The organism is Bradyrhizobium sp. CCBAU 051011, from assembly GCF_009930815.1.
Taxonomy (GTDB): Bacteria; Pseudomonadota; Alphaproteobacteria; order Rhizobiales; family Xanthobacteraceae; genus Bradyrhizobium.
In genome coordinates, this window is record NZ_CP022222.1 from 6,803,463 (window position 1) to 6,822,293 (window position 18,831).

General features: G+C 62.7%; 20 protein-coding genes and 1 tRNA gene. 11 read left to right on the top strand and 10 right to left on the bottom strand.

Annotation, left to right across the window (positions count from 1 at the left end; translation table 11 throughout):
* Positions 1-201 precede the first annotated feature (201 nt).
* A complete protein-coding gene (locus ACH79_RS32030; protein ID WP_161854517.1) occupies positions 202-489 on the top strand; it encodes a hypothetical protein in 288 nt (95 codons plus the stop codon).
* A 45-nt stretch (positions 490-534) separates the two neighbouring features.
* Here ACH79_RS32030 and ACH79_RS32035 read toward each other — a convergent pair whose 3' ends face one another.
* The 6 genes from ACH79_RS32035 to ACH79_RS32060 form a co-directional block, all read right to left on the bottom strand.
* On the bottom strand, positions 535-819 hold the full coding sequence (locus ACH79_RS32035; protein WP_161854518.1) for a DUF3551 domain-containing protein: 285 nt from the start codon (positions 817-819) through the stop codon (positions 535-537).
* Positions 820-921: 102 nt separating this feature from the next.
* A complete protein-coding gene (locus ACH79_RS32040; protein ID WP_057861442.1) occupies positions 922-1,179 on the bottom strand; it encodes a hypothetical protein in 258 nt (85 codons plus the stop codon).
* 328 nt (positions 1,180-1,507) lie between these two features.
* Positions 1,508-1,582, bottom strand: coding sequence for a hypothetical protein (locus ACH79_RS45220; protein WP_371419480.1), 75 nt, complete (start codon positions 1,580-1,582; stop codon positions 1,508-1,510).
* A gap of 402 nt (positions 1,583-1,984) precedes the next feature.
* Entirely contained in the window at positions 1,985-2,155 is a 171-nt protein-coding gene (locus ACH79_RS32050) for a hypothetical protein (RefSeq protein ID WP_161854519.1), read from the bottom strand.
* The gene (locus ACH79_RS32055) at positions 2,152-2,445 is read right to left on the bottom strand and encodes a hypothetical protein (protein WP_161854520.1); all 294 of its coding nucleotides are present in this window, start codon (positions 2,443-2,445) and stop codon (positions 2,152-2,154) included. The genes ACH79_RS32050 and ACH79_RS32055 overlap by 4 nt, the downstream gene beginning before the upstream one ends.
* Before the next feature lie 14 nt (positions 2,446-2,459).
* A complete protein-coding gene (locus tag ACH79_RS32060) occupies positions 2,460-2,654 on the bottom strand; it encodes a hypothetical protein (protein WP_161854521.1) in 195 nt (64 codons plus the stop codon).
* A gap of 352 nt (positions 2,655-3,006) precedes the next feature.
* Here ACH79_RS32060 and ACH79_RS32065 point away from each other — a divergent pair, with 352 nt between their 5' ends.
* Positions 3,007-3,225: a cold-shock protein gene (locus ACH79_RS32065; protein WP_161849236.1), complete on the top strand. Its 219-nt coding sequence runs from the start codon at positions 3,007-3,009 to the stop codon at positions 3,223-3,225.
* Between the two features lie 512 nt (positions 3,226-3,737).
* On the opposite strand, the gene ACH79_RS32070 is transcribed toward ACH79_RS32065, so the two are convergent.
* A complete protein-coding gene (locus ACH79_RS32070) occupies positions 3,738-4,025 on the bottom strand; it encodes a hypothetical protein (protein ID WP_210255648.1) in 288 nt (95 codons plus the stop codon).
* Between the two features lie 90 nt (positions 4,026-4,115).
* On the opposite strand from ACH79_RS32070, the gene ACH79_RS32075 reads away from it, so the two are divergent.
* A complete protein-coding gene (locus ACH79_RS32075) occupies positions 4,116-4,334 on the top strand; it encodes a hypothetical protein (RefSeq protein WP_161854523.1) in 219 nt (72 codons plus the stop codon).
* A 490-nt stretch (positions 4,335-4,824) separates the two neighbouring features.
* On the opposite strand, the gene ACH79_RS32080 is transcribed toward ACH79_RS32075, so the two are convergent.
* Positions 4,825-5,073, bottom strand: a complete 249-nt coding sequence (locus ACH79_RS32080) for a DUF3551 domain-containing protein (protein WP_161854524.1) — start codon at positions 5,071-5,073, stop codon at positions 4,825-4,827.
* A gap of 18 nt (positions 5,074-5,091) precedes the next feature.
* Positions 5,092-5,232: a hypothetical protein gene (locus tag ACH79_RS43310; protein WP_202639084.1), complete on the bottom strand. Its 141-nt coding sequence runs from the start codon at positions 5,230-5,232 to the stop codon at positions 5,092-5,094.
* Between the two features lie 861 nt (positions 5,233-6,093).
* Between ACH79_RS43310 and ACH79_RS32085 the strand changes: the two genes are divergently transcribed.
* Both ACH79_RS32085 and ACH79_RS32090 read left to right on the top strand, forming a co-directional pair.
* On the top strand, positions 6,094-6,297 hold the full coding sequence (locus ACH79_RS32085; protein ID WP_161854525.1) for a hypothetical protein: 204 nt from the start codon (positions 6,094-6,096) through the stop codon (positions 6,295-6,297).
* 131 nt (positions 6,298-6,428) lie between these two features.
* A complete protein-coding gene (locus ACH79_RS32090; RefSeq protein WP_161854526.1) occupies positions 6,429-6,671 on the top strand; it encodes a DUF2934 domain-containing protein in 243 nt (80 codons plus the stop codon).
* A 521-nt stretch (positions 6,672-7,192) separates the two neighbouring features.
* Here ACH79_RS32090 and ACH79_RS32095 read toward each other — a convergent pair.
* Positions 7,193-7,269 (bottom strand) — tRNA-Arg (locus ACH79_RS32095).
* Between the two features lie 329 nt (positions 7,270-7,598).
* On the opposite strand from ACH79_RS32095, the gene ACH79_RS32100 reads away from it, so the two are divergent.
* The 6 genes from ACH79_RS32100 to ACH79_RS32125 all read left to right on the top strand — a co-directional run bounded on the left by ACH79_RS32100 (position 7,599) and on the right by ACH79_RS32125 (position 18,778).
* On the top strand, positions 7,599-12,812 hold the full coding sequence (locus ACH79_RS32100; RefSeq protein ID WP_161854527.1) for an alpha-2-macroglobulin: 5,214 nt from the start codon (positions 7,599-7,601) through the stop codon (positions 12,810-12,812).
* 29 nt (positions 12,813-12,841) lie between these two features.
* On the top strand, positions 12,842-14,959 hold the full coding sequence (gene pbpC / locus ACH79_RS32105) for a penicillin-binding protein 1C (protein WP_161856668.1): 2,118 nt from the start codon (positions 12,842-12,844) through the stop codon (positions 14,957-14,959).
* A gap of 77 nt (positions 14,960-15,036) precedes the next feature.
* Positions 15,037-16,779: a glycosyltransferase family 39 protein gene (locus tag ACH79_RS32110; protein ID WP_161854528.1), complete on the top strand. Its 1,743-nt coding sequence runs from the start codon at positions 15,037-15,039 to the stop codon at positions 16,777-16,779.
* The gene (locus ACH79_RS32115; protein WP_161854529.1) at positions 16,780-17,625 is read left to right on the top strand and encodes a phosphatase PAP2 family protein; all 846 of its coding nucleotides are present in this window, start codon (positions 16,780-16,782) and stop codon (positions 17,623-17,625) included.
* A gap of 71 nt (positions 17,626-17,696) precedes the next feature.
* Positions 17,697-18,440 (top strand): glycosyltransferase family 2 protein, encoded by a 744-nt coding sequence (locus ACH79_RS32120; RefSeq protein WP_161854530.1) that lies wholly within the window; start codon positions 17,697-17,699, stop codon positions 18,438-18,440.
* A complete protein-coding gene (locus tag ACH79_RS32125; protein ID WP_161854531.1) occupies positions 18,440-18,778 on the top strand; it encodes a lipid-A-disaccharide synthase N-terminal domain-containing protein in 339 nt (112 codons plus the stop codon). The genes ACH79_RS32120 and ACH79_RS32125 overlap by 1 nt, the downstream gene beginning before the upstream one ends.
* The last annotated feature ends 53 nt before the right edge of the window (positions 18,779-18,831 follow it).

Below are 18,831 nucleotides of genomic sequence, written 5' to 3' on the forward strand. Positions count from 1 at the left end.
GCTTAGCGAATTGCCTCCAGGCGGCAATCAGGTTCGGTCTTATTCGTAAACAATCAATTTTAATGATCGCAGAAAGTCCGCCCGTCAGGACCCGTACAGTTGCGGGTTCAACACAGCTCCGGCCGTTCCGTGCGGGGAACTCACAAACAGGCTTGATGCATCAGTGAAAGCCAGCCTCTCTAACACAGAGAGGGGAATCGCATGGCTTTACGTTGGATGTGTGCGTTGGCGCTGTGTCTGGGGACTTCAAGCGCCGGATTTGCAGGTGAACAGTCCGGTGTTCTACGTCGAATTTCATGCCCGGTCGTGCGCTACTACGTGGCGAAATACAGTGCGCCGGCCGCGGAGCAGTGGGCACGCAGCAAGGGCGCGAGCGATGCCGAGATCGAAGCAGCCCGGCGCTGCCTAAGGCAAGACGATATGCGTACGGCCAAGGCGCAAGCCCCCAAGGCTCAACGGCCGCTCGCGCTCGGCACCTACGGCTGGTGAACAGTCGGGGCAGCGGCGCCGGTGGGCGCCGCGTTGCACTGGCCATCAATACTGCTGATATCGCTTCTGGCGCTTGCTGCGCACGGCATTCGGCCCGGCGTAATAGGGATTGACTACGCATTGCGCGGAGCGTCCCGATGCCGACATCTGACACTGCGCCATCGTTCGATAATGGCACTCGAAATAGTAGTCCACAAAGCCCTGGTAGACCTGCAGGCAAACCGGGTAGCTCGGATCGTAGGTCTGCGCATTTGCAGGTGCGGGCAGGGCGATCGTCGCGGCCAAAATCGTCAGCGCTGTTGCTGTGGCAGACGCGTGCGGCAGCTTCATCCTGATGTCCTCCCAGACTCCCCGCGGAATTTGTCGCGGTCCTCTCCCAACGACAAAACACCAGCGCCGGGCGCTTGTTCCAGCAGGCACCGGTAGCCGCTTTCAGACTTCCCAGTCCTCAAACCCATATTCGCGATAGATGGCGGCTCGGTCACCGTGGGGGTTCAGCCGGCACTTGGCCTGGGCGAGATGCAGGTTCAGGGTCCCCGGCTGACAGTTCGCCGCCAGGAGTTTGCGGATATCGTCCATCTGCTGGCGCGACTGCTGGGTCGGTTCGAGCTGCTCAAGCGCGACCAGCGCCGTCGCCAGCGCTTCCGTGATGACCCATTCGTCGTGGCCCGTGATTCCCTTCTTTGGCATGACGAGCGCATCCTTTGTCAGGGCAAGGGAAGCATTGCCGGCCGGCATCATACGCCGAGAATCCAAACCGAGACGAGAATGAAGTCGAAATTGCGGAGAAGCGCAGAGTGGCGATCCCGGCAGGATTCGAACCTGCAACCCGCCGAGTAGAAAACTTTTGGATGCTGAATCCGATCAATGGCTTAGCCCTCAGGTGTTGCTCTGGCGTTGCCGTGGTGTGGGTGAGAGGATTCGAACCTCCCGGCGCCGTCCTAACCGGCGCAGGACTCCTCGTGGTATCGCACCGACTGCCTGCGCGGATCAGCTATCCCAAGCCTGGCCCGTAGAGCTAGGACGAGAGGCGCTTTCGCAACCTGCGGGCTTGGGTCGCTGCGCCTAATCCTGCAAAGCCGATCAACAGCATTGCCCATGTTGAGGGCTCGGGCACGGCGGGGGTGTAAATGCCGGGGCCGTCCCAACCGATCTGGTAGGCAGTGGCTCCGGCGGGAATTTCGTACAGCAGCGAGAATATCTGGGAGCTGTTGAGTGGAGCGCCTTTGCTACCGTTCTGATGGTCCCATCCATGGCTTGGGGTCGCGAATGATATACTTGCTACGCCTTGGAAATATTCCCCCTCCGGAATAAGCTTGCCATAAGTTCGCTCCAAGGGCGAGTAGCCGGCGCGCGAAAGCGCCCCTCTAAAGGGGATGGATTTTTAACGCAAATCAGCCGATGATGTCCCTGGGCGTAGAAACCCGGACCGAGATATAGCCGCATCATGCTTGGTCAGCGTGCTCCCGATTGGCGTCGGGGTGGCTCGGCCTTCCTAATATGTCAGCGGCAGCACTCGTTGCACAATTGCGCCGAGGCAAACGAGCACCACGAGCAACTTGAGCAGATTTGCCAGTCGGCTGTCGGTGGCGAACTTGTCGATGGCCCAAAAGCAGATTGCGCCGACGACGACGATAATTAAAACCCCTATCAAAACTGAAATCATGTCGCCCTCGTTGTGCTGTTGAACTTCATTTCGCCTTCGCCTTTAGGCCCGAGTTCGGCCGCGGCCTCGACCGTGTTGGCAATCTCTTGGTGCGCCATTGCCAATGAAAATTCGTCAATCGAATAGCTTTTTTTGCCGTCGCTTACAGTCACGTCGGTGAACCTTTCGACGACATGCCACTCGACCGCTTTTGCAAAGGCGCGCCTTGCGGTTTCTTTAGTCACCATCTGCGGGCGATCGGCATAATAGCCTCTTACGGAAAACGGCATAGGCGCCACCAGGGTCTGCAATGTGAATGGCCGCCTCAGGTGACGGCGTCTTTCATACCAATCGGAAGCCACTCTCCTGCATGAAGAAACTGCGCCCAAAGAACCCATTGTTTTTGGCCGTTATCGAGGAAGCGTAGGTGCCCAGCATGGCCATCATCGCGGGTTTCTGTCACGACTGCCTGCCGACCACTCACGGCGCTTTCGAAAGCCTGTCCAACAGCAAATCGCATCGTCCGTCCTCTTCTAGATCAAGGGCGAATCAACTCACGACGACTCAATTGTATCAAGTTTACAGGGGCTGATCCGTAGCTGGGTAACGCCCGCTTGGCCTTTGTCTTGGGGGCGGGGGTCTTCAGTGGCAAAACCCTTCAGCTCCTGGCATTTCCAGCCCTCGTAAGAAACGGTGGCCGCTCCCGCAAAAGTAGCCAACCACTCGTTAACGCCGTGCTGGTAATCGCGGTGCGACATACCCGTGAGGTAATGCGCAATCTCCGCCGCTGCCTCAACCCAGCGGCGTCTTTTTCGTGCCACGGCTCTTTCTTTCGCCGGATTTCCGTCACCATCTTTCGTGTATTCGAATCTATGGGGAGAGTGGACGTGGCAATAGGTACAGTGAAGTGGTTCAACGCGACAAAGGGCTACGGATTTATTCAGCCCGAGACGGGCGGCAAGGACGTGTTCGTCCATATCTCGGCCGTCGAGAGAGCAGGTCTGAGCAGTCTGAATGAGGGCGCGAGGGTAAGCTACGAAGTCGTGGCCAACCGCGGAAAAGAATCCGCCGAAAACCTCAGGGTAGGTTGATCGTCGTAGTCATCCAAATACGACCGCCGATCGCGCTGGCGGGCCGCACCTGAAAACGGCCCCAGTACTCTGGGAGGAGATAGCTGGGGCCGCCACTTTCTCCCGGTTTGTCTCCACGATCCCCCGGGAGCGATGGATTCGACTCTCAGCAACGCTGCAGGTTCCTAGGCCTCCCAACGCAGGGCCGGCGGCTCAACGATCTGCTGCGTTCCGTTCAATAGCGGACAGACGTTTGCCAGATTTTTCCCGCTTCTATCGGCGTACCCACTACCTGTCTGGCAATTGAATGGGAATACTTTGGATGGCCTCGGCGCAAAGGTGAGCGCTGGGGCCATTTTTATTGGACGAGGTCCTCTGAATGAGAAACGGCCCCAGCCCTCTCAAAAACTGGGGCCGTCATTCCAATGCGCCAATCAGGGGGCGACGATGACCGGCGCCAGTATCAACGCGCCTAGTTGCCTTGCCGTTCCCAAAAGGAAAGGTCCGCCGGTTCACCCTGGCGGTCCATTCGTTTAACGGATGATCAGGTACAGCGCGGCCGCGATCAGGAAGACCAGCCAGACGAGCGAAATCACAAAGAAAACCGTATTCCGCGCATTGAACCGAACGTGAGCCAGCGTCATCGTGAGCCATTGATGTAGATCAAGCTCGAAGCGCTTGGGGAGGGATTTCAGTGGGTGTCGATCGGCGCCGAGCGTCTTACGGCCACAGCATGCCCCGCTGTGGCCGTTTGATTGCCCGCAAAATATCAAAGTCCGCCGGTTCACGCTGGCGGGCCTTTCGCAATGGGAACGTGTCATGCCTAGAGCGTGGCACTTCAGCTTGCCGTGATGCGAGCTTTATGTTCGACTGCCGGCGCGTCCTTTTTCCAAGTTAAGGGAGAGCTGAGCATGAAGAAAATAATTCTTGTCGGTCTTGCGATCTTCGCTGTCTCCACTTCTGGCGCTTTGGCAGCCAAGAAAACGACGAAGCCGAAGGCACCTGCCGCCGCCGCCGCCACGACCACGAACACGGGTGGCGCAGCTCCGCTCATGTTGGGCCAGGTTAGTGCCGCTGACCGCGCGCTATATGAGAAAAATCAACGCGAGTCCGGCATGAAGAAGAAGTAGAGGGACAAGCTGCTCCAGCGCGCGATTGCGCGCGCTGGATAGGCTAAGAATGTAAGGCAGCCTCTCAATGTAGGATGCTGGCTACACAGGGGGCGGGCGATTGAAATTCGGTCATCAATAGCTCAAAGCGCCGCGCTGCGCGTTGCAATTTTGCTAGGTTATTCTGCTTATCACTGCGGTTGTGCTAGTTTCTGCGATGACGGACGCGGAGCGCACGGCGATCGGGCTAAAATTAGCTTTTGCAGCAGGCTATTGCCTGCCGGCCGTTATCTTGGGGGCAATCTGGGGGTGGATCAAATTCAGCGTTCGTTCGTGGTGGATTTCCACGCTGTTTCTTTTAGGCATCACGGCAATCATCTTTCTCGCGCATGGACTCTAGGTTCGCTCAAAGCTTGCGCGGACTTTTATAGCGAACCGAGCACCTGCCAAATGGCGAGGACCAAGATCGCCAGCATGGGCATAGGCGGTCCTGCGGCCAATCTGGTTCACTTTAGTAGACCCGGCCATGCCGCCGATAACCCGCTTGCGCGCCCCCGAAATATGGATTGATGACGCACTGTGCCGAGCGGCCCGATGCCGACGCGTTGCATTGAGGCAGCGACGTGTATCCGCATTCGTAATAGGTGGCCGGGCCGTATACCCGCAGGCAAACCGGATAAGCCGGATCGTATATCTGGGCGGCCGCCGGCCCCATTGAGATTATCCCGATCGCCAAAATCGCCAAGACCAGAATGCGCATCAGAGCCTCCTTCAGCACTCACTCCAAGACCTCAAAGGCAACGCCTTCAGGATCGTTCTCTTCAAACCATTTTTCCGCGGCGTCTGTGGTGGCAAAGACCTTGATGTGCTCGGGGTCGCCAACCTGCTTGCTTGTGTTGACGTAGACAAAGACGGTCATTGGTCTCTCTTCGACGGCTCCGGAAACACGATCTTGTCAGACTTGATTGGATTTTGCGGTGGCCGGACTTGTGCCATGTAAAGGGCAGACGGCCCTACCTGAGATGTTACCGTTCCGATATGCAACGCTCTCTGCATAGCGTCATATTGGATACCATCGCGACGGCATCGGCGATCGTCCTTTTGCTGTACCTTGCATTTGGACCGTCAACCTAGGACGGCATCATAACCGCGGAAACAAAGTTTATCTTGCTCGGCCCGGCCATAAGGCGGCGGCGCCAATCCCAGCTATAAAGATCAGAAATAGGATCGATGCGGCGTCGTCCATAACACTTCCTTGTGTTGGAAGAGGATACTTGGCCATTTGTTTCGGTTTAGCTTCGTCGGGTTCATGAAAACAGTTTCGTCCCGGCGCTTTTCTGGTCTCGGGGCAATAATTCTTGGGTGTTCCGAGCCAGCACGCCCCATTCCTAGCGGCTTGTCGTCTCGTTCATGGTTTGTACTATCTCCCGGAATATGAAAAGCGCCCGTGAAATCGAGATCCTGTTCAGGCGGCTCCGGCTCTACGACCAGCTTGAGCGACGCGCCGATGGGCTCATTCGAACGATCCAGAAGGCATTGGGGGAGCGCTATGGGTCTAGATCACGTCCGTTCCGAAATCGAGCGCATGCGCGTCCAAGTCGGGAGGCAGCGTAAGGAGATTCTCCAGCTTCAACGCGCCGGCATATCGACGGCGTCGGCTGAGCTGTTGCTGCAGCGGATGCTGGCGAAGGATCGAAGACCTTTGCGCCGAGCGGGACCGGCTCAAGAAAGAGCAGGGCGGTCCCACGAAAGGGCGCGTGCTTGACGGCCGGAGTTGGTGATGCGCGAACAATTGAATTGGTACGACGACAAGGCGGACAACTCGCCCTGGATCGACGCGCTTGCCGAACTGCGGCAGCGGGCAACGCTTGAAGGGCATTGTTATCAGCACGTTCAGGCAATCACCGTCGCGATCGACCAATACGCAGAGAAGGCGCTGGGTAACCGCGATTACTTTCTCAACAAGCTCTACGGCGTCGGCTAGCGCGCCGTCGAAGGCGGCCTTATCCCGGCGGGCCTTACAATCCGAGCACCAGCAACTGGTAAGATTTCGTTAACCTTACGGGGGCAAGACTTTGCCTGCCGGGGCTGGGCGCATCATGAAAGGAAAACCCCATGCCAAATCTGGAAGAGGCCATCCGCGAACGTGCCTACCACCTGTGGATGGCCGACGGTCAACCCGAGGGGCAGGCAGACATCTATTGGCTCAATGCTCAACGCGAAATTCTCACGACATCGCTTGAAAGCTCAGGCAGCAACGCTCCCGCCGCAGCACCCCCCGACACGGGATTTGTTGCGATGAAATCCGCTAAGGCAAAGACAGCCCGATCGGGAAAAAGCAAATCCCGCGCCGCATAGTTTCCCTGCGAGCATCGTCACCCGGACCGTAACGACGACTCCGTCATCAGCGGAGGGGGCAGCCTGCTCCCCCCGTTGGTTCGTCGAAATGAATCGACGCAGATTTTCTGCCAAGAATCACACCGAGCCCCTCGCGTTACCAAGCCTGCGAGCGATCAGGTATTAGACGGAAAGTAGTATCGCAGCGTCAACCGAACAGCGACGTACAGCGCGACGCAGATCACGAGCACGACGAGGGCTATGTTCATTTGTCTGCCTCCGTGCTCGGAGGGCGACATACCCGCTCAATTAGCTTGCCGACGGCGACGATGATTGCGACGACGGCAAGGCCGACGGCAAAAAGGATATCTGAATCATCAAAGAACGATTGGAACGAAGCGGGAAAAGCCGTGTTGCGTGAAACCATTTGTAGCTGACGGTAAGACCTTGGAATTACTGACACTCGCATGTAACGCCGCGCAACACGCGCGAGAGAACGAAATGAGGATCATGCCAAGTTGTTGATTGATCATGAGAAGCGTTGGCGATCCCGGCAGGATTCGAACCTGCAACCCGCGGAGTAGAAATCCGCTACTCTATCCAGTTGAGCTACGGGACCGTCCGGGCGATAGCCGGCTGGCCATCGCCTTATGTTCTCTTTGGCCTCTCTAGCACTGCCAATATGAAAAATCCGCTTTCCCGCCAAGACGGTCGAACCGATTTCCTCAGGTTGGCGACTAAGGCAGACGGTGGGCTATCTCCTGTGGCTCGCCCTGACACAGGCCTGCCCGCCGGCTACCCGCCGCCGGGGGGCGGCCGGGACCGTTTGGACTGTCTTGCGCCATGCATGCGACCCTTTCGCAAGCCGACATAACTGCCATCAGTCCGTCACCTTTTCGCGCCTTTTTTGATCGTTACGCGGCATTTGTCCGCGGCAAGGAGCCCATCATGATCGGTTTGGTTCGCGCCACAGTGATTTGCGCCACGCTGGCGCTTGGCCTGACGGCGGCTGGGGCCGCGGACAAGGCGTTCAAGCGCGAAGACCTCGCTGATTCGGCCGTGAAGCTGGAGGCCCAGATCAAGAGCGAGGCGGGGCCGGTCGCCAAATCCTCCGCCACGCTGCGCAACGACGCCGATGCCGCCTTCAAGCGCTCCGACTTCCGGGTCGGATTGCAGATCCTCGGCCAGATCGCCGCCACCACGCCGGAAGATAGTGCAAATTGGCTAAAACTCGCCAAGACCATCTTCCAGATCCGCGCCGCCAGTTCCAGCGAGCAGACCTTCCTGTACGAGCGCGCCTCGACCGCGGCCTATATCGCCTACCAGCGCGCCGGCAACCAGGCCGAGGAGGCTGATGCGCTGGCGGTGCTGGGACGGGCGATGTCCGAGCGCAAGCTGTGGCGTCCGGCGCTGGATAGCTTGCGGCTGTCGCTCGACATGCGCGAGGTCGCCGAGGTCCGCGGCCAGTACGAGAAGATGCGCGACCAGCACGGTTTCCGGCTGCTGGACTACACCGTCGATTCCGACGGGGCCTCGCCGCGAGCCTGTTTTCAGTTCTCCGAGGACCTCGCCAAGCGGGTCGATTTCGCGCCGTTCGTGGCGCTGGCCGGCACCGATAAGCCGGCGCTGACCAGCGAGGGCAAGCAGCTCTGTGTCGACGGGCTGAAGCATGGTGAGCGCTACAACATCAATCTGCGCGCCGGCCTACCGTCCACGGTGAAGGAAAGCCTGCCCAAATCGGCCGAGTTCAACATCTATGTGCGCGACCGCAAGCCGTTCGTGCGCTTCACCGGCCGCGCCTATGTGCTGCCGCGCACCGGCCAGCGCGGCATTCCGCTGGTCAGCGTCAATACGCCATCGGTGAACGTCAACGTGTTCCGGATCGGCGACCGCAACCTGATCAACACGGTGGTCGACAGCGATTTCCAGAAGACGCTCTCCAGCTACCAGCTCTCCGCTCTCGGCGATGAGCGCGGCGTAAAAGTCTGGTCCGGCGATCTCGCCACCGCGACCACGCTGAACCAGGACGTCGTGACGGCATTCCCGGTCGATCAGGCGCTCGGCGACCTGCAGCCAGGCGTCTATGTGATGACGGCGGCGGCCAAGGGGCCCGGCAGTGCCGGCGATGATGACGGCTCGCTGGCGACGCAATGGTTCATCGTCTCCGACATGGGTCTGACAGCGTTTTCCGGCAATGACGGCATCCACGTCTTCGTCAATTCGCTGGCTTCGACCGAAGCGGTCGCCAAGGCCGAGGTGCGGCTCGTCGCCCGCAACAACGAGATTTTAGCGACCCGCAAGACCGACGATGCCGGCCATGTCCTGTTCGAGGCTGGATTGGCGCGCGGCGAGGGCGGCCTGTCGCCGGCCTTGCTCACGGTCATGAGCGACAAGTCGGACTACGCCTTTCTCAGCCTGAAGACCAACGCCTTCGATCTCACCGACCGCGGCGTCTCGGGGCGGGTGGTGCCTGCTGGCGCCGACGCCTTCGTCTATGCCGAGCGCGGCGTCTACCGGTCGAATGAAACTGTCTACCTGACCGCGCTGCTCCGCGACGGGCAGGGCAACGCCATGGCCGGCGGGCCGCTGACGCTGGTGATCGAGCGGCCGGACGGCGTCGAATTCCGCCGCGCCCAGCTTCCCGATCAGGGTGCTGGCGGACGCTCCATGGCCGTAGCGCTCAATTCCGCGGTTCCGACCGGGACCTGGCGGGTACGCGCCTTTACCGACCCCAAGGGCTCGTCCGTCGGCGAGACCACCTTCATGGTCGAGGATTACATCCCGGAGCGGATCGAGTTCGACATCTCGGCCAAGGAGAAGATGATCAAGGCTGAAGCTCCGGTTGAATTGAAGGTGGCCGGCAAATTCCTCTACGGCGCGCCGGCCTCAGGGCTCCAGCTCGAAGGCGACATGCTGGTCGCCCCCGCTGCTGCCGGGCGGCCGGGCTATCCCGGCTATCAGTTCGGCGTGGCCGATGAAGAGACCGCGAGCAACGAGCGGACCCCGATCGAGAACCTGCCCGAAGCCGATGCCAATGGCCTCGCGACCTTCCCGGTGTCGCTGGCCAAGGCACCAACGTCCACCCGCCCGCAGGAGGCGCAGATCTTCATCCGCATGGTGGAGACCGGCGGCCGGGCCGTCGAGCGCAAGCTGGTGCTGCCCGTGGCGCCAACGGCGGCGCTGATCGGCATCAAGCCGCTGTTCGGCGACAAGAGCGTCGCCGAGGGTGACAAGGCCGAGTTCGACGTCGTGTTCGTCGGCCCCGACGGCAAGCAGCTGCCGCGCGACGGCCTGCGCTATGAACTGCTCAAGATGGAGTCGCGCTACCAGTGGTATCGCCAGAACTCGTCCTGGGAATATGAGCCGGTCAAATCGACCAAGCGCGTTGCCGATGGCGACCTGACGCTTGCGGCCGACAAGGCGGCGCGGGTGTCGGTCTCGCCGGAGCCCGGCCGCTATCGCCTCGACGTCAAGTCGACGGAAGCGGATGGCCCGGTCACCTCGGTGCAGTTCGATGTCGGCTGGTACTCCGACGGCAGCGCCGACACGCCCGACCTGTTGGAGACCTCGATCGACAAGCCGGAATACGCCTCCGGCGACACCATGGTGGTATCGGTCAACGCCCGCACAGCCGGCAAGCTGACGGTGAACGTGCTCGGCGACCGGCTGCTGACGACGCAGACGGTCGACGTCAGGGAAGGTACCCAGCAGGTCAAGCTGACCGTCGGCAAGGATTGGGGCACCGGCGCCTATGTGCTGGCGACATTGCGCCGTCCGCTCGATGCTGCGGCGCTGCGGATGCCCGGACGGGCGATTGGCCTGAAATGGTTCGGCATCGACAAAAAGACGCGCACACTCGCCGTCGCGCTGTCGCCGCCGCCGCTGGTGCGGCCCGGCACCGCGCTGAAGATCCCGGTCAAGCTCGGCGGGCTCAATGCGGGTGAGGACGCCAAGATCGTCGTCGCCGCGGTCGATGTCGGCATTCTCAACCTGACCAATTACAAGCCGCCGGCGCCGGACGATTACTATCTCGGCCAGCGCCGCCTGACGGCCGAGATCCGCGATCTCTACGGGCAACTGATCGACGGCATGCAGGGCACGCGCGGCCAGATCAGGACCGGCGGCGACGGCGCGGGCGCCGAGTTGCAGGGCTCACCGCCCACGCAGAAGCCGCTGGCGCTCTACTCCGGCATTGTCACGGTCGGCGCCGACGGCACCGCCGAGATCAGTTTCGATATTCCGGAATTTGCCGGCACCGCGCGGGTGATGGCGGTGGCGTGGAATGCGACCAAGCTCGGCCGCGCCACGATCGATGTCACCGTGCGCGATCCCGTGGTGCTGACGGCGACGCTGCCGCGCTTCCTGCTTAACGGCGACAAGGGCACGATGAGTTTTGACCTCGACAATGTCGAGGGTGCGGCCGGCGACTACAGTATCAGCGTCAAGACCTCGGGCCCGGTGAAGGTGACGGGTAATCCGACCACCACCGTCAAGCTGGCGGCGAAGCAGCGGACCTCGATGTTGCTGGCGCTCGACGCCGGCGGCGCCGGTACCGCCAATCTCGATGTCGACATCAAGGGCCCGAACGGGCTGACGCTGGCGCGGCACTATGCGCTCGACGTCAAGGCGGCGACGCAGGTGCTGGCGCGGCGCTCGATCCGGACATTGGCGAAAGGCGAGAGCCTGACGCTGACGCCGGACATGTTCTCCGACCTCGTGCCGGGCACCGGTGGTGTCTCGCTGTCGGTAAGCTTGTCGACGGCCCTCGATGCGGCGACCATCTTGAAGGCGCTGGATCGCTATCCGCACGGTTGCTCCGAGCAGATCACCAGCCGCGCGATGCCGTTGCTCTATGTCAATGACCTCGCGGCCGGCGCGCATCTGGCGATGGATACCGCCGTCGACCAGCGTATCAAGGACGCCATCGAACGGCTGCTGGCGCGACAGGGCTCGAACGGTTCGTTCGGCCTGTGGTCGGCCGGTGGCGACGATTCCTGGCTCGACGCCTATGTGACGGACTTCCTGACCCGGGCCCGCGAAAAGGGCTTTGCAGTGCCGGACGTGCTGTTCAAGAACGCGCTCGATCGCATCAGGAACTCCGTGGTCAACGCCAACGAGCCGGAAAAGGACGGCGGCCGCGATCTGGCCTACGGCCTCTACGTGCTCGCCCGCAATGGCGCTGCCCCCATCGGTGACCTCCGCTATCTCGCCGATACCAAGCTGTCGAACCTCGCGACTCCAATCGCGAAATCGCAGCTCGCAGCGGCGCTGGCTTTGGTCGGCGACAAGACGCGGGCGGAGCGGGTCTATGGCGCGGCGCTGGATGCGCTGGCGCCAAAACCGGTGATCGAGTTCGGTCGCGTCGATTACGGTTCGGCGCTGCGCGATGCCGCGGCGCTGGTCTCGCTCGCCAGCGAAGGCAACGCGCCGCGGGCGACGCTGACGCAGGCCGTCCAGCGGGTGGAAGCGGCGCGGGGGCTGACGCCCTACACCTCGACGCAGGAGAACGCGTGGATGGTACTGGCCGCGCGTGCGCTGTCGAAGGAAACGCTGACGCTCGATATCGATGGATCGCCGGTGAAGGCCGCGGTCTACCGCAGCTACAAGGCCGAGGCGCTGGCCGGCAAGCCTGTGAAGATCACCAATACCGGCGATGCGCCGGTGCAGGCGGTGGTTTCGGTCTCGGGCTCGCCGGTCACTCCCGAGCCGGCTGCATCGAACGGCTTCAAGATCGAGCGCAGCTATTTCACGCTCGACGGCAAGCCCGCAGATGTCACCAAGGCCAAGCAGAACGATCGCTTCGCCGTGGTGCTGAAGATCACCGAGGCCAAGCCGGAATACGGGCACATCATGGTGGCCGATTATCTGCCGGCGGGTCTCGAGATCGACAATCCGCGGCTGGTGTCGTCGGGTGACTCCGGCACGCTGGACTGGATCGAGGACGGCGAGGAGCCGGAGCATACCGAATTCCGCGACGACCGCTTCACGGCGGCCATCGACCGCGCCAGCGACGATCAGTCGGTGTTCACGGTGGCCTATATCGTGCGTGCCGTCTCGCCCGGCAAATACGTGCTGCCGCAGGCCTATGTCGAGGACATGTACAACCCCTCGCGCTACGGCCGCACCGGCACCGGCTCAGTCGAGGTGCGTCCGGCGAAATGAGCGAAGAGCTGCGCCAACAACGGGAAGACGTGGATGCCCGGGACAAGCCCGGGCATGACACCGGTGAAGGTGGACGCCGCCGCTTTTTCCGGATTGCGGTGGCGCTTGCCTTCGTGCTCATCGTAAGCACCACCGCCTTCACAGGCTGGGTCGTCTCGCTCGGACCGCTGCCGCTGGAGCAGTCGCGAAAAGTCTCGACCACGATCGTCGATCGCAACGGCAAGCTGCTGCGCGCTTTTGCGATGGCCGACGGCCGCTGGCGGCTGCCGGTGGATGCCAAGACATCAGTCGATCCCGGCTATCTGAAATTGCTGCTGGCCTATGAAGACCGCCGGTTCTGGTCGCACGGCGGCGTCGATCCGCTGGCGCTGGGGCGCGCGGCGCTGCAGTTCGGCACCAGCGGCCACATCGTCTCCGGCGGCTCGACCATCACGATGCAATTGGCGCGGCTGATGGAGCCGCGGCGCGAGCGCTCGCTCTCAGCAAAGCTGCGCCAGATGGTGCGTGCGGTTCAGCTCGAGCGGCAACTGAGCAAGGACGAAATCCTCGATCTCTATCTCGCGCTGGCGCCGTTCGGTGGCAATCTCGAAGGCATCCGCGCCGCTTCCATCGCCTATTTCGGCAAGGAGCCGAAGCGGCTTTCGCTCGCTGAGGCCGCACTTCTGGTCGCGCTGCCGCAATCGCCGGAACGCCGCCGGCTCGACCGTTATCCGGAAGCAGCCCATGCCGCGCGCGACCGCGTGCTGGCGCGGATGGTCGAGGACGGCGTGGTGTCGAAAGAGGACGGGGCGCAGGCCAAGGCGGTCGTCGTGCCGCGGCTGCGCAAGCCGATGCCGATCCTCGCGCCGCATTCCTCCGATGCCGCGATGGCGACGGCAAAGGATACGTCGCTGGTGAAGCTGACGCTGGATGCAGGCCTGCAGAAGACGCTGGAGACCTTGGCGCGCGACCGCGCGATGGCGCAGGGGCCGAATATCTCGGTCGCCATCATCGCGGTCGACAATGAAAGCGGCGATGTGCTGGCGCGCGTCGGCTCGTCGGATTATTTCGACGAGCGCCGCGCCGGGCAGGTCGACATGACCCGCGCGGTGCGCTCACCGGGATCGACGCTGAAACCGTTCATCTATGGGCTCGCCTTCGAGGACGGCTTTGTGCATCCCGAAAGCCTGATCGACGACCGTCCGATTCGCTTCGGCTCCTATGCGCCGGAAAATTTCGACATGACGTTCCAGGGCACGGTGCCGGTGCGCAAGGCGCTGCAGCTCTCGCTGAACGTGCCGGCGATAGCGCTGCTCGATCGCGTCGGCTCCAGCCGGCTGTCGTCGCGGCTGAAGCAGGCCGGCGGCAACCTCGTACTGCCCAGGGACGAGGCGCCGGGCCTTGCCATGGGCCTCGGCGGCGTCGGCGTCACCCTGCAGGATCTGGCGCAGCTCTATGCCGGGCTGGCGCGGCTTGGCGCGGCGCGGCCGCTGCGCGAGATCATGCTGGCCAACGACGACCGCGAGCCGCTGCGGCTGATGGACCAGGCCGCGGCCTGGCAGGTCGGTAACGTGCTGCTCGGCACGCCGCCGCCGGAAAACGGCGTGCACAACAAAATCGCGTTCAAGACCGGCACCAGCTACGGCTATCGCGACGCGTGGTCGGTCGGCTTCGACGGCCGTATCACCATCGGCGTGTGGGTCGGGCGTCCCGACGGCGCGCCCGTGCCGGGCCTGGTCGGCCGCACCGCTGCCGCGCCGATCCTGTTCGATGCCTTTGCGCGCACCGGAAAGATTCCCGCGGCGCTGCCGAAGGCCCCTAAAGGTGTCCTGATTGCTGGCAATGCCAAGCTGCCGCTGCCGCTCAAGCGCTTCCGTCCCGTCGGCGAACTGATCCGGACCGGCAACGATGCCGCGCCGCGCATCCAGTTCCCCCTGAACGGCTCGCGGATCGACGTCGATCGTTCCGGCGACGGGCAGGCCGCCGCGATGCCGGTCAAGGTCGCCGGCGGCGTGCTGCCGCTGACCGTCATGCTGAACGGCGCCTTGGTCGGCGAGATCGACAGCCGGCGCCAGCGGCTGGTGGATCCGCCCGGACCGGGCTTTGCCCGGTTGACCGTGATCGATGCGACCGGTTCGGCCGATACCGTGGTGATCCGGGTACAGTGAGGAAAAACGCTCTGCTGACCACGACTTAGGGGGTCTGTGGTGTTGTTTGCAGTGCGGTTTCATCGTATGCGAACAGCATGGTGGAAACCTTCCAACCCCCACGCTTTGGATCCGGCCAACAGCCTGTAAAACCTACGCATTCCAACCGTAGGATCGCGGCTGCGTTCGACTTCGCCACGGCGAGCCATCTTCGCGCCATCGTGTTCCTGGTGCTTTGCGGCTTCGTGCTTTTCCTGCCCGGTTTCTTCACCATTCCGGCGATTGACCGCGATGAGGCGCGCTTTGCGCAGGCGACCAAGCAAATGGTCGAAAGCGGGGATTTTGTCGATATCCGCTTCCAGGATGACGTCCGCTACAAAAAGCCGGTCGGCATTTATTGGCTGCAGGCTGCCGTGGTCGAAACCGCTTCCTCGCTCGGGCTGCCGCGCGCGCAGTTGCGCATCTGGCTCTACCGGATTCCCTCGCTGATCGGCGCCATCGGCGCGGTGCTCCTGACCTATTGGGCGGCGCTCGCCTTCGTCACGCGGCGCGGGGCGGCGCTGGCGGCACTGATGATGTGCAGTTCCGTCCTGCTTGGCGCCGAAGCAAGGCTGGCCAAGACCGACGCGATGCTTCTATTGACCGTTGTCGCCGCGATGGGGGCAATGGCGCGGGTCTATCTGTCATGGCAGCGCGGCGAGGACCCGGCGCGTCCGCCGTGGACCGCGCCCGCGGTGTTCTGGACGGCGCTGGCTGGCGGCATCCTGCTCAAGGGGCCGCTGATCCTGATGTTCGTCGGGCTGACCATCGCAGCGCTCGCGATCCTGGACCGCTCGGCGGCATGGCTGTGGCGGCTGCGGCCGGTCTGGGGCCTGATGTGGACGCTGGTGCTGGTGCTGCCCTGGTTCGTTGCGATCTTCTGGCGGGCCGGCGAGGCATTCTTCTCCAATTCGCTCGGCGGCGACATGCTGAGTAAGCTCGGCGCGCAGGAATCGCACGGCGCGCCGCCCGGCCTCTATCTGCTGCTGTTCTGGGTTACGTTCTGGCCGGGCGCGGCGCTGGCGGGAATGGCGGCGCCTGCGGTATGGCGCGCGCGGCGCGAACCCGGCGCGCAATATCTGCTGGCGTGGCTGGTGCCGTCATGGATCGTGTTCGAGCTGGTGCTGACCAAGCTGCCGCATTACGTGCTGCCGCTCTATCCGGCGATTGCGATCCTCACCGCCGGCGCGCTGGAGCGCCGCGTGCTGTCGCGGTCCTGGCTGAGACGCGGTGCCGCCTGGTGGTTCGTCGTTCCGGCGGGGGCAGCCGTGATCGCCGTCATCGGCGCCATCAAGCTGACGCACTACCCGGCGTTTCCGGCCTGGCCGTTCCTGGCGGCGGCGATGATATTCGGCCTGATCGCGTGGTGGATGTTCGAGGACAGCCGCGCCGAACGTTCATTGTTGAATGCCGTGGTGGCGGCGATGTTTCTGGCGGTCGCTATCTACGGCATCGTGATGCCGTCGTTGACCGCGATGTTTCCGAGCCCCGAGGTTGCGCGCGCGCTTCGCAACGTGGTCTGCGTCGGGCCGAAGGCCGCGGCGGCGGGCTTTCATGAGCCGAGCCTCGTCTTCATGACCGGCACCAGCACGCTGCTCACCGACGGATCGGGCGCGGCCGATTTCCTGGGGCAGGGCAGTTGCCGCTTCGCGCTGGTGGAATCGCGTACCGAACGCGCCTTCGTCCAGCGCGCCGAAGCGATCGGGCTGCGCTACAATGTGGCGAAGCGGATCGAGGGCTATAACATCTCGCAGGGCAAGGCGATCTCGATCGCCATCTTCCGCTCGGAAGGTACGGAATAAATGCCCGCGAGCCCTGCTGTCGCCGATTCCAAAAACTATCTTTCGCGCTTCGCTATCCTGGCGTGGCTGTCACTGGCGCAATTGGTGCGCACGCCGTCGCATTCGCGACGCGCCGAAGCCGCTCGCCGCGCGGCACGGCACGTGCTGTGGCTGTCAGCCGGTCTGGGTGCCGCGATCATCGTGCTGATGTACGCGATCGACGCGTGGGAAATCAGCCAGATGCCGAAGCGCGGCACCCCCTCGCTGTGGTGGGTCCGCATTCTTACCGACTTCGGCAAGGATGAATACGTGCTGGCGGTGCTTGGAATATTGCTGATCGCGGTCGCGATCGCAGCTCCTGCCTTGCATGGTATCCGGCGCTCGCTGCTGCTTGGCCTCGGAACGCGGCTGCAGTTCATATTCTGCGCGGTAGCCGTCTCCAATCTGGTCACCGAAGTGCTGAAATATTGCGTCGGCCGCGGCCGGCCGTTTGTTGGCGGCGAAGCCAACGCGTTCCACTTTTCGCACTTCGCGGGCAACCCGGCCTATTACAGCTTCCCTTCCGGCCATGCCACGACCGCCTTTGCACTCGCTTTCGCCGTGTCGGTGGTCTGGCCCCAGGCGCGCCATGCGATGGCCGTCTACGCCCTGATCATTGCGGCGAGCCGTCTGGTGCTGCTGGCCCATCATCCGAGCGACGTCGTGGCCGGCGCCATGGTCGGCATCATCGGCGCGATGTTCGTGCGATACTGGTTTGCGGCCCGCCGGCTCGGATTTGCGATCCAGCGCGACGGCAGCATCGTGTCCCTTGTCGGGCCCTCGTCGGGGCGCCTCAAAAGGGTTGCCCGGGGCGCTTTGGCCCCATAAAAGCGGACGCCGCCTGACGGCCCGATACGCCCGGTTCCGGGGTCTTCCAAACCAACCAGACGAGTACCGATTTGACACCTGCCGACAGAGATGCGGTTGCCGTTTCAATCGTTGTGCCGGTGCGCAACGAGGCGGACAACGTCGCGCCGCTGATTGCGGAAATCGTCGGCGCACTCGGCGGCCGCTGGACCTACGAGATCATTTACGTCAACGACGGTTCGACGGATGCAACCGCCGACCGACTGGCGGCGATGATGAAGCAGCACCCGCAGCTCCGGCAACTGAAGCACGCCGCTTCGTCAGGGCAATCGGCGGCGGTGCGCAGCGGGGTACGGGCGGCGCGCGGCGCCATCGTGGCGACGCTGGATGGCGACGGGCAGAACAATCCGGCGTTCCTGCCGGACCTGATTGTGGCGGTCGAAAAGGGCGGCGGCCGCGTCGGTCTTGCGGCCGGTCAGCGGGTCGGGCGCAAGGACACCGGTTTCAAGAAACTGCAGTCGCGGATCGCCAATGGCGTGCGCAACTCGATCCTGCGCGACGGCACCCGCGACACCGGCTGCGGATTGAAGGCATTCCCGCGCGAGGTGTTCCTCTCGATGCCCTATTTCGACGGGCTGCACCGGTTCCTGCCGGCGCTGGTGCGCCGCGAAGGCTTCGACATTGCTTACGTCGACGTGATCGACCGCCCGCGCCATTCAGGCGTATCCAATTACGGTTTCTTTGACCGGTTATGGATCGGGATCATGGATCTCGCCGGCGTGTGGTGGCTGATCCGCCGCAAGAAGACGACGCCCGTTGCGACCGAGGTTCTCTGATGCTGATTCAATACGGCGCTGCGCTCGGCGACTATCTCTATGACGTCTTCGTCGCCAAGTTCGATTTCTGGCTGGCCTTCGGGTTGGTCGCGCAATTGCTGTTCACGGCGCGCTTCCTGGTGCAGTGGATATCGAGCGAGCGCGCCGGACGAAGCGTGATACCGATCGCGTTCTGGTTCTTCTCGATGGGAGGCGGGCTGATGACGCTGGTCTACGGCATCGCCAAGCGTGAGCCGGTGATCATTATCGGCCAGGCGGCGGCTACCATCATCTACATCAGAAACATCATGCTGATCGTCAAGCATCGCGGCAAGGCGTCGAAGACGCTGGACCGCTGACGGTCAGCGGCTCGGCCAATTCGCTTTCGCCGCTGCGATGGGCGGCGAGCCTG

Bases quoted from the DNA above. Each gene is read 5' to 3' on its own strand.
- ACH79_RS32030 (WP_161854517.1), top strand. From the start codon at position 202: ATGGCTTTACGTTGGATGTGTGCGTTGGCGCTGTGTCTGGGGACTTCA.
- ACH79_RS32035 (WP_161854518.1), bottom strand. From the start codon at position 819: ATGAAGCTGCCGCACGCGTCTGCCACAGCAACAGCGCTGACGATTTTG.
- ACH79_RS32040 (WP_057861442.1), bottom strand. From the start codon at position 1,179: ATGCCAAAGAAGGGAATCACGGGCCACGACGAATGGGTCATCACGGAA.
- ACH79_RS32050 (WP_161854519.1), bottom strand. From the start codon at position 2,155: ATGATTTCAGTTTTGATAGGGGTTTTAATTATCGTCGTCGTCGGCGCA.
- ACH79_RS32060 (WP_161854521.1), bottom strand. From the start codon at position 2,654: ATGCGATTTGCTGTTGGACAGGCTTTCGAAAGCGCCGTGAGTGGTCGG.
- ACH79_RS32065 (WP_161849236.1), top strand. From the start codon at position 3,007: ATGGGGAGAGTGGACGTGGCAATAGGTACAGTGAAGTGGTTCAACGCG.
- ACH79_RS32070 (WP_210255648.1), bottom strand. From the start codon at position 4,025: ATGACACGTTCCCATTGCGAAAGGCCCGCCAGCGTGAACCGGCGGACT.
- ACH79_RS32075 (WP_161854523.1), top strand. From the start codon at position 4,116: ATGAAGAAAATAATTCTTGTCGGTCTTGCGATCTTCGCTGTCTCCACT.
- ACH79_RS32080 (WP_161854524.1), bottom strand. From the start codon at position 5,073: ATGCGCATTCTGGTCTTGGCGATTTTGGCGATCGGGATAATCTCAATG.
- ACH79_RS43310 (WP_202639084.1), bottom strand. From the start codon at position 5,232: ATGACCGTCTTTGTCTACGTCAACACAAGCAAGCAGGTTGGCGACCCC.
- ACH79_RS32085 (WP_161854525.1), top strand. From the start codon at position 6,094: ATGCGCGAACAATTGAATTGGTACGACGACAAGGCGGACAACTCGCCC.
- ACH79_RS32090 (WP_161854526.1), top strand. From the start codon at position 6,429: ATGCCAAATCTGGAAGAGGCCATCCGCGAACGTGCCTACCACCTGTGG.
- ACH79_RS32100 (WP_161854527.1), top strand. From the start codon at position 7,599: ATGATCGGTTTGGTTCGCGCCACAGTGATTTGCGCCACGCTGGCGCTT.
- ACH79_RS32110 (WP_161854528.1), top strand. From the start codon at position 15,037: ATGGTGGAAACCTTCCAACCCCCACGCTTTGGATCCGGCCAACAGCCT.
- ACH79_RS32115 (WP_161854529.1), top strand. From the start codon at position 16,780: ATGCCCGCGAGCCCTGCTGTCGCCGATTCCAAAAACTATCTTTCGCGC.
- ACH79_RS32125 (WP_161854531.1), top strand. From the start codon at position 18,440: ATGCTGATTCAATACGGCGCTGCGCTCGGCGACTATCTCTATGACGTC.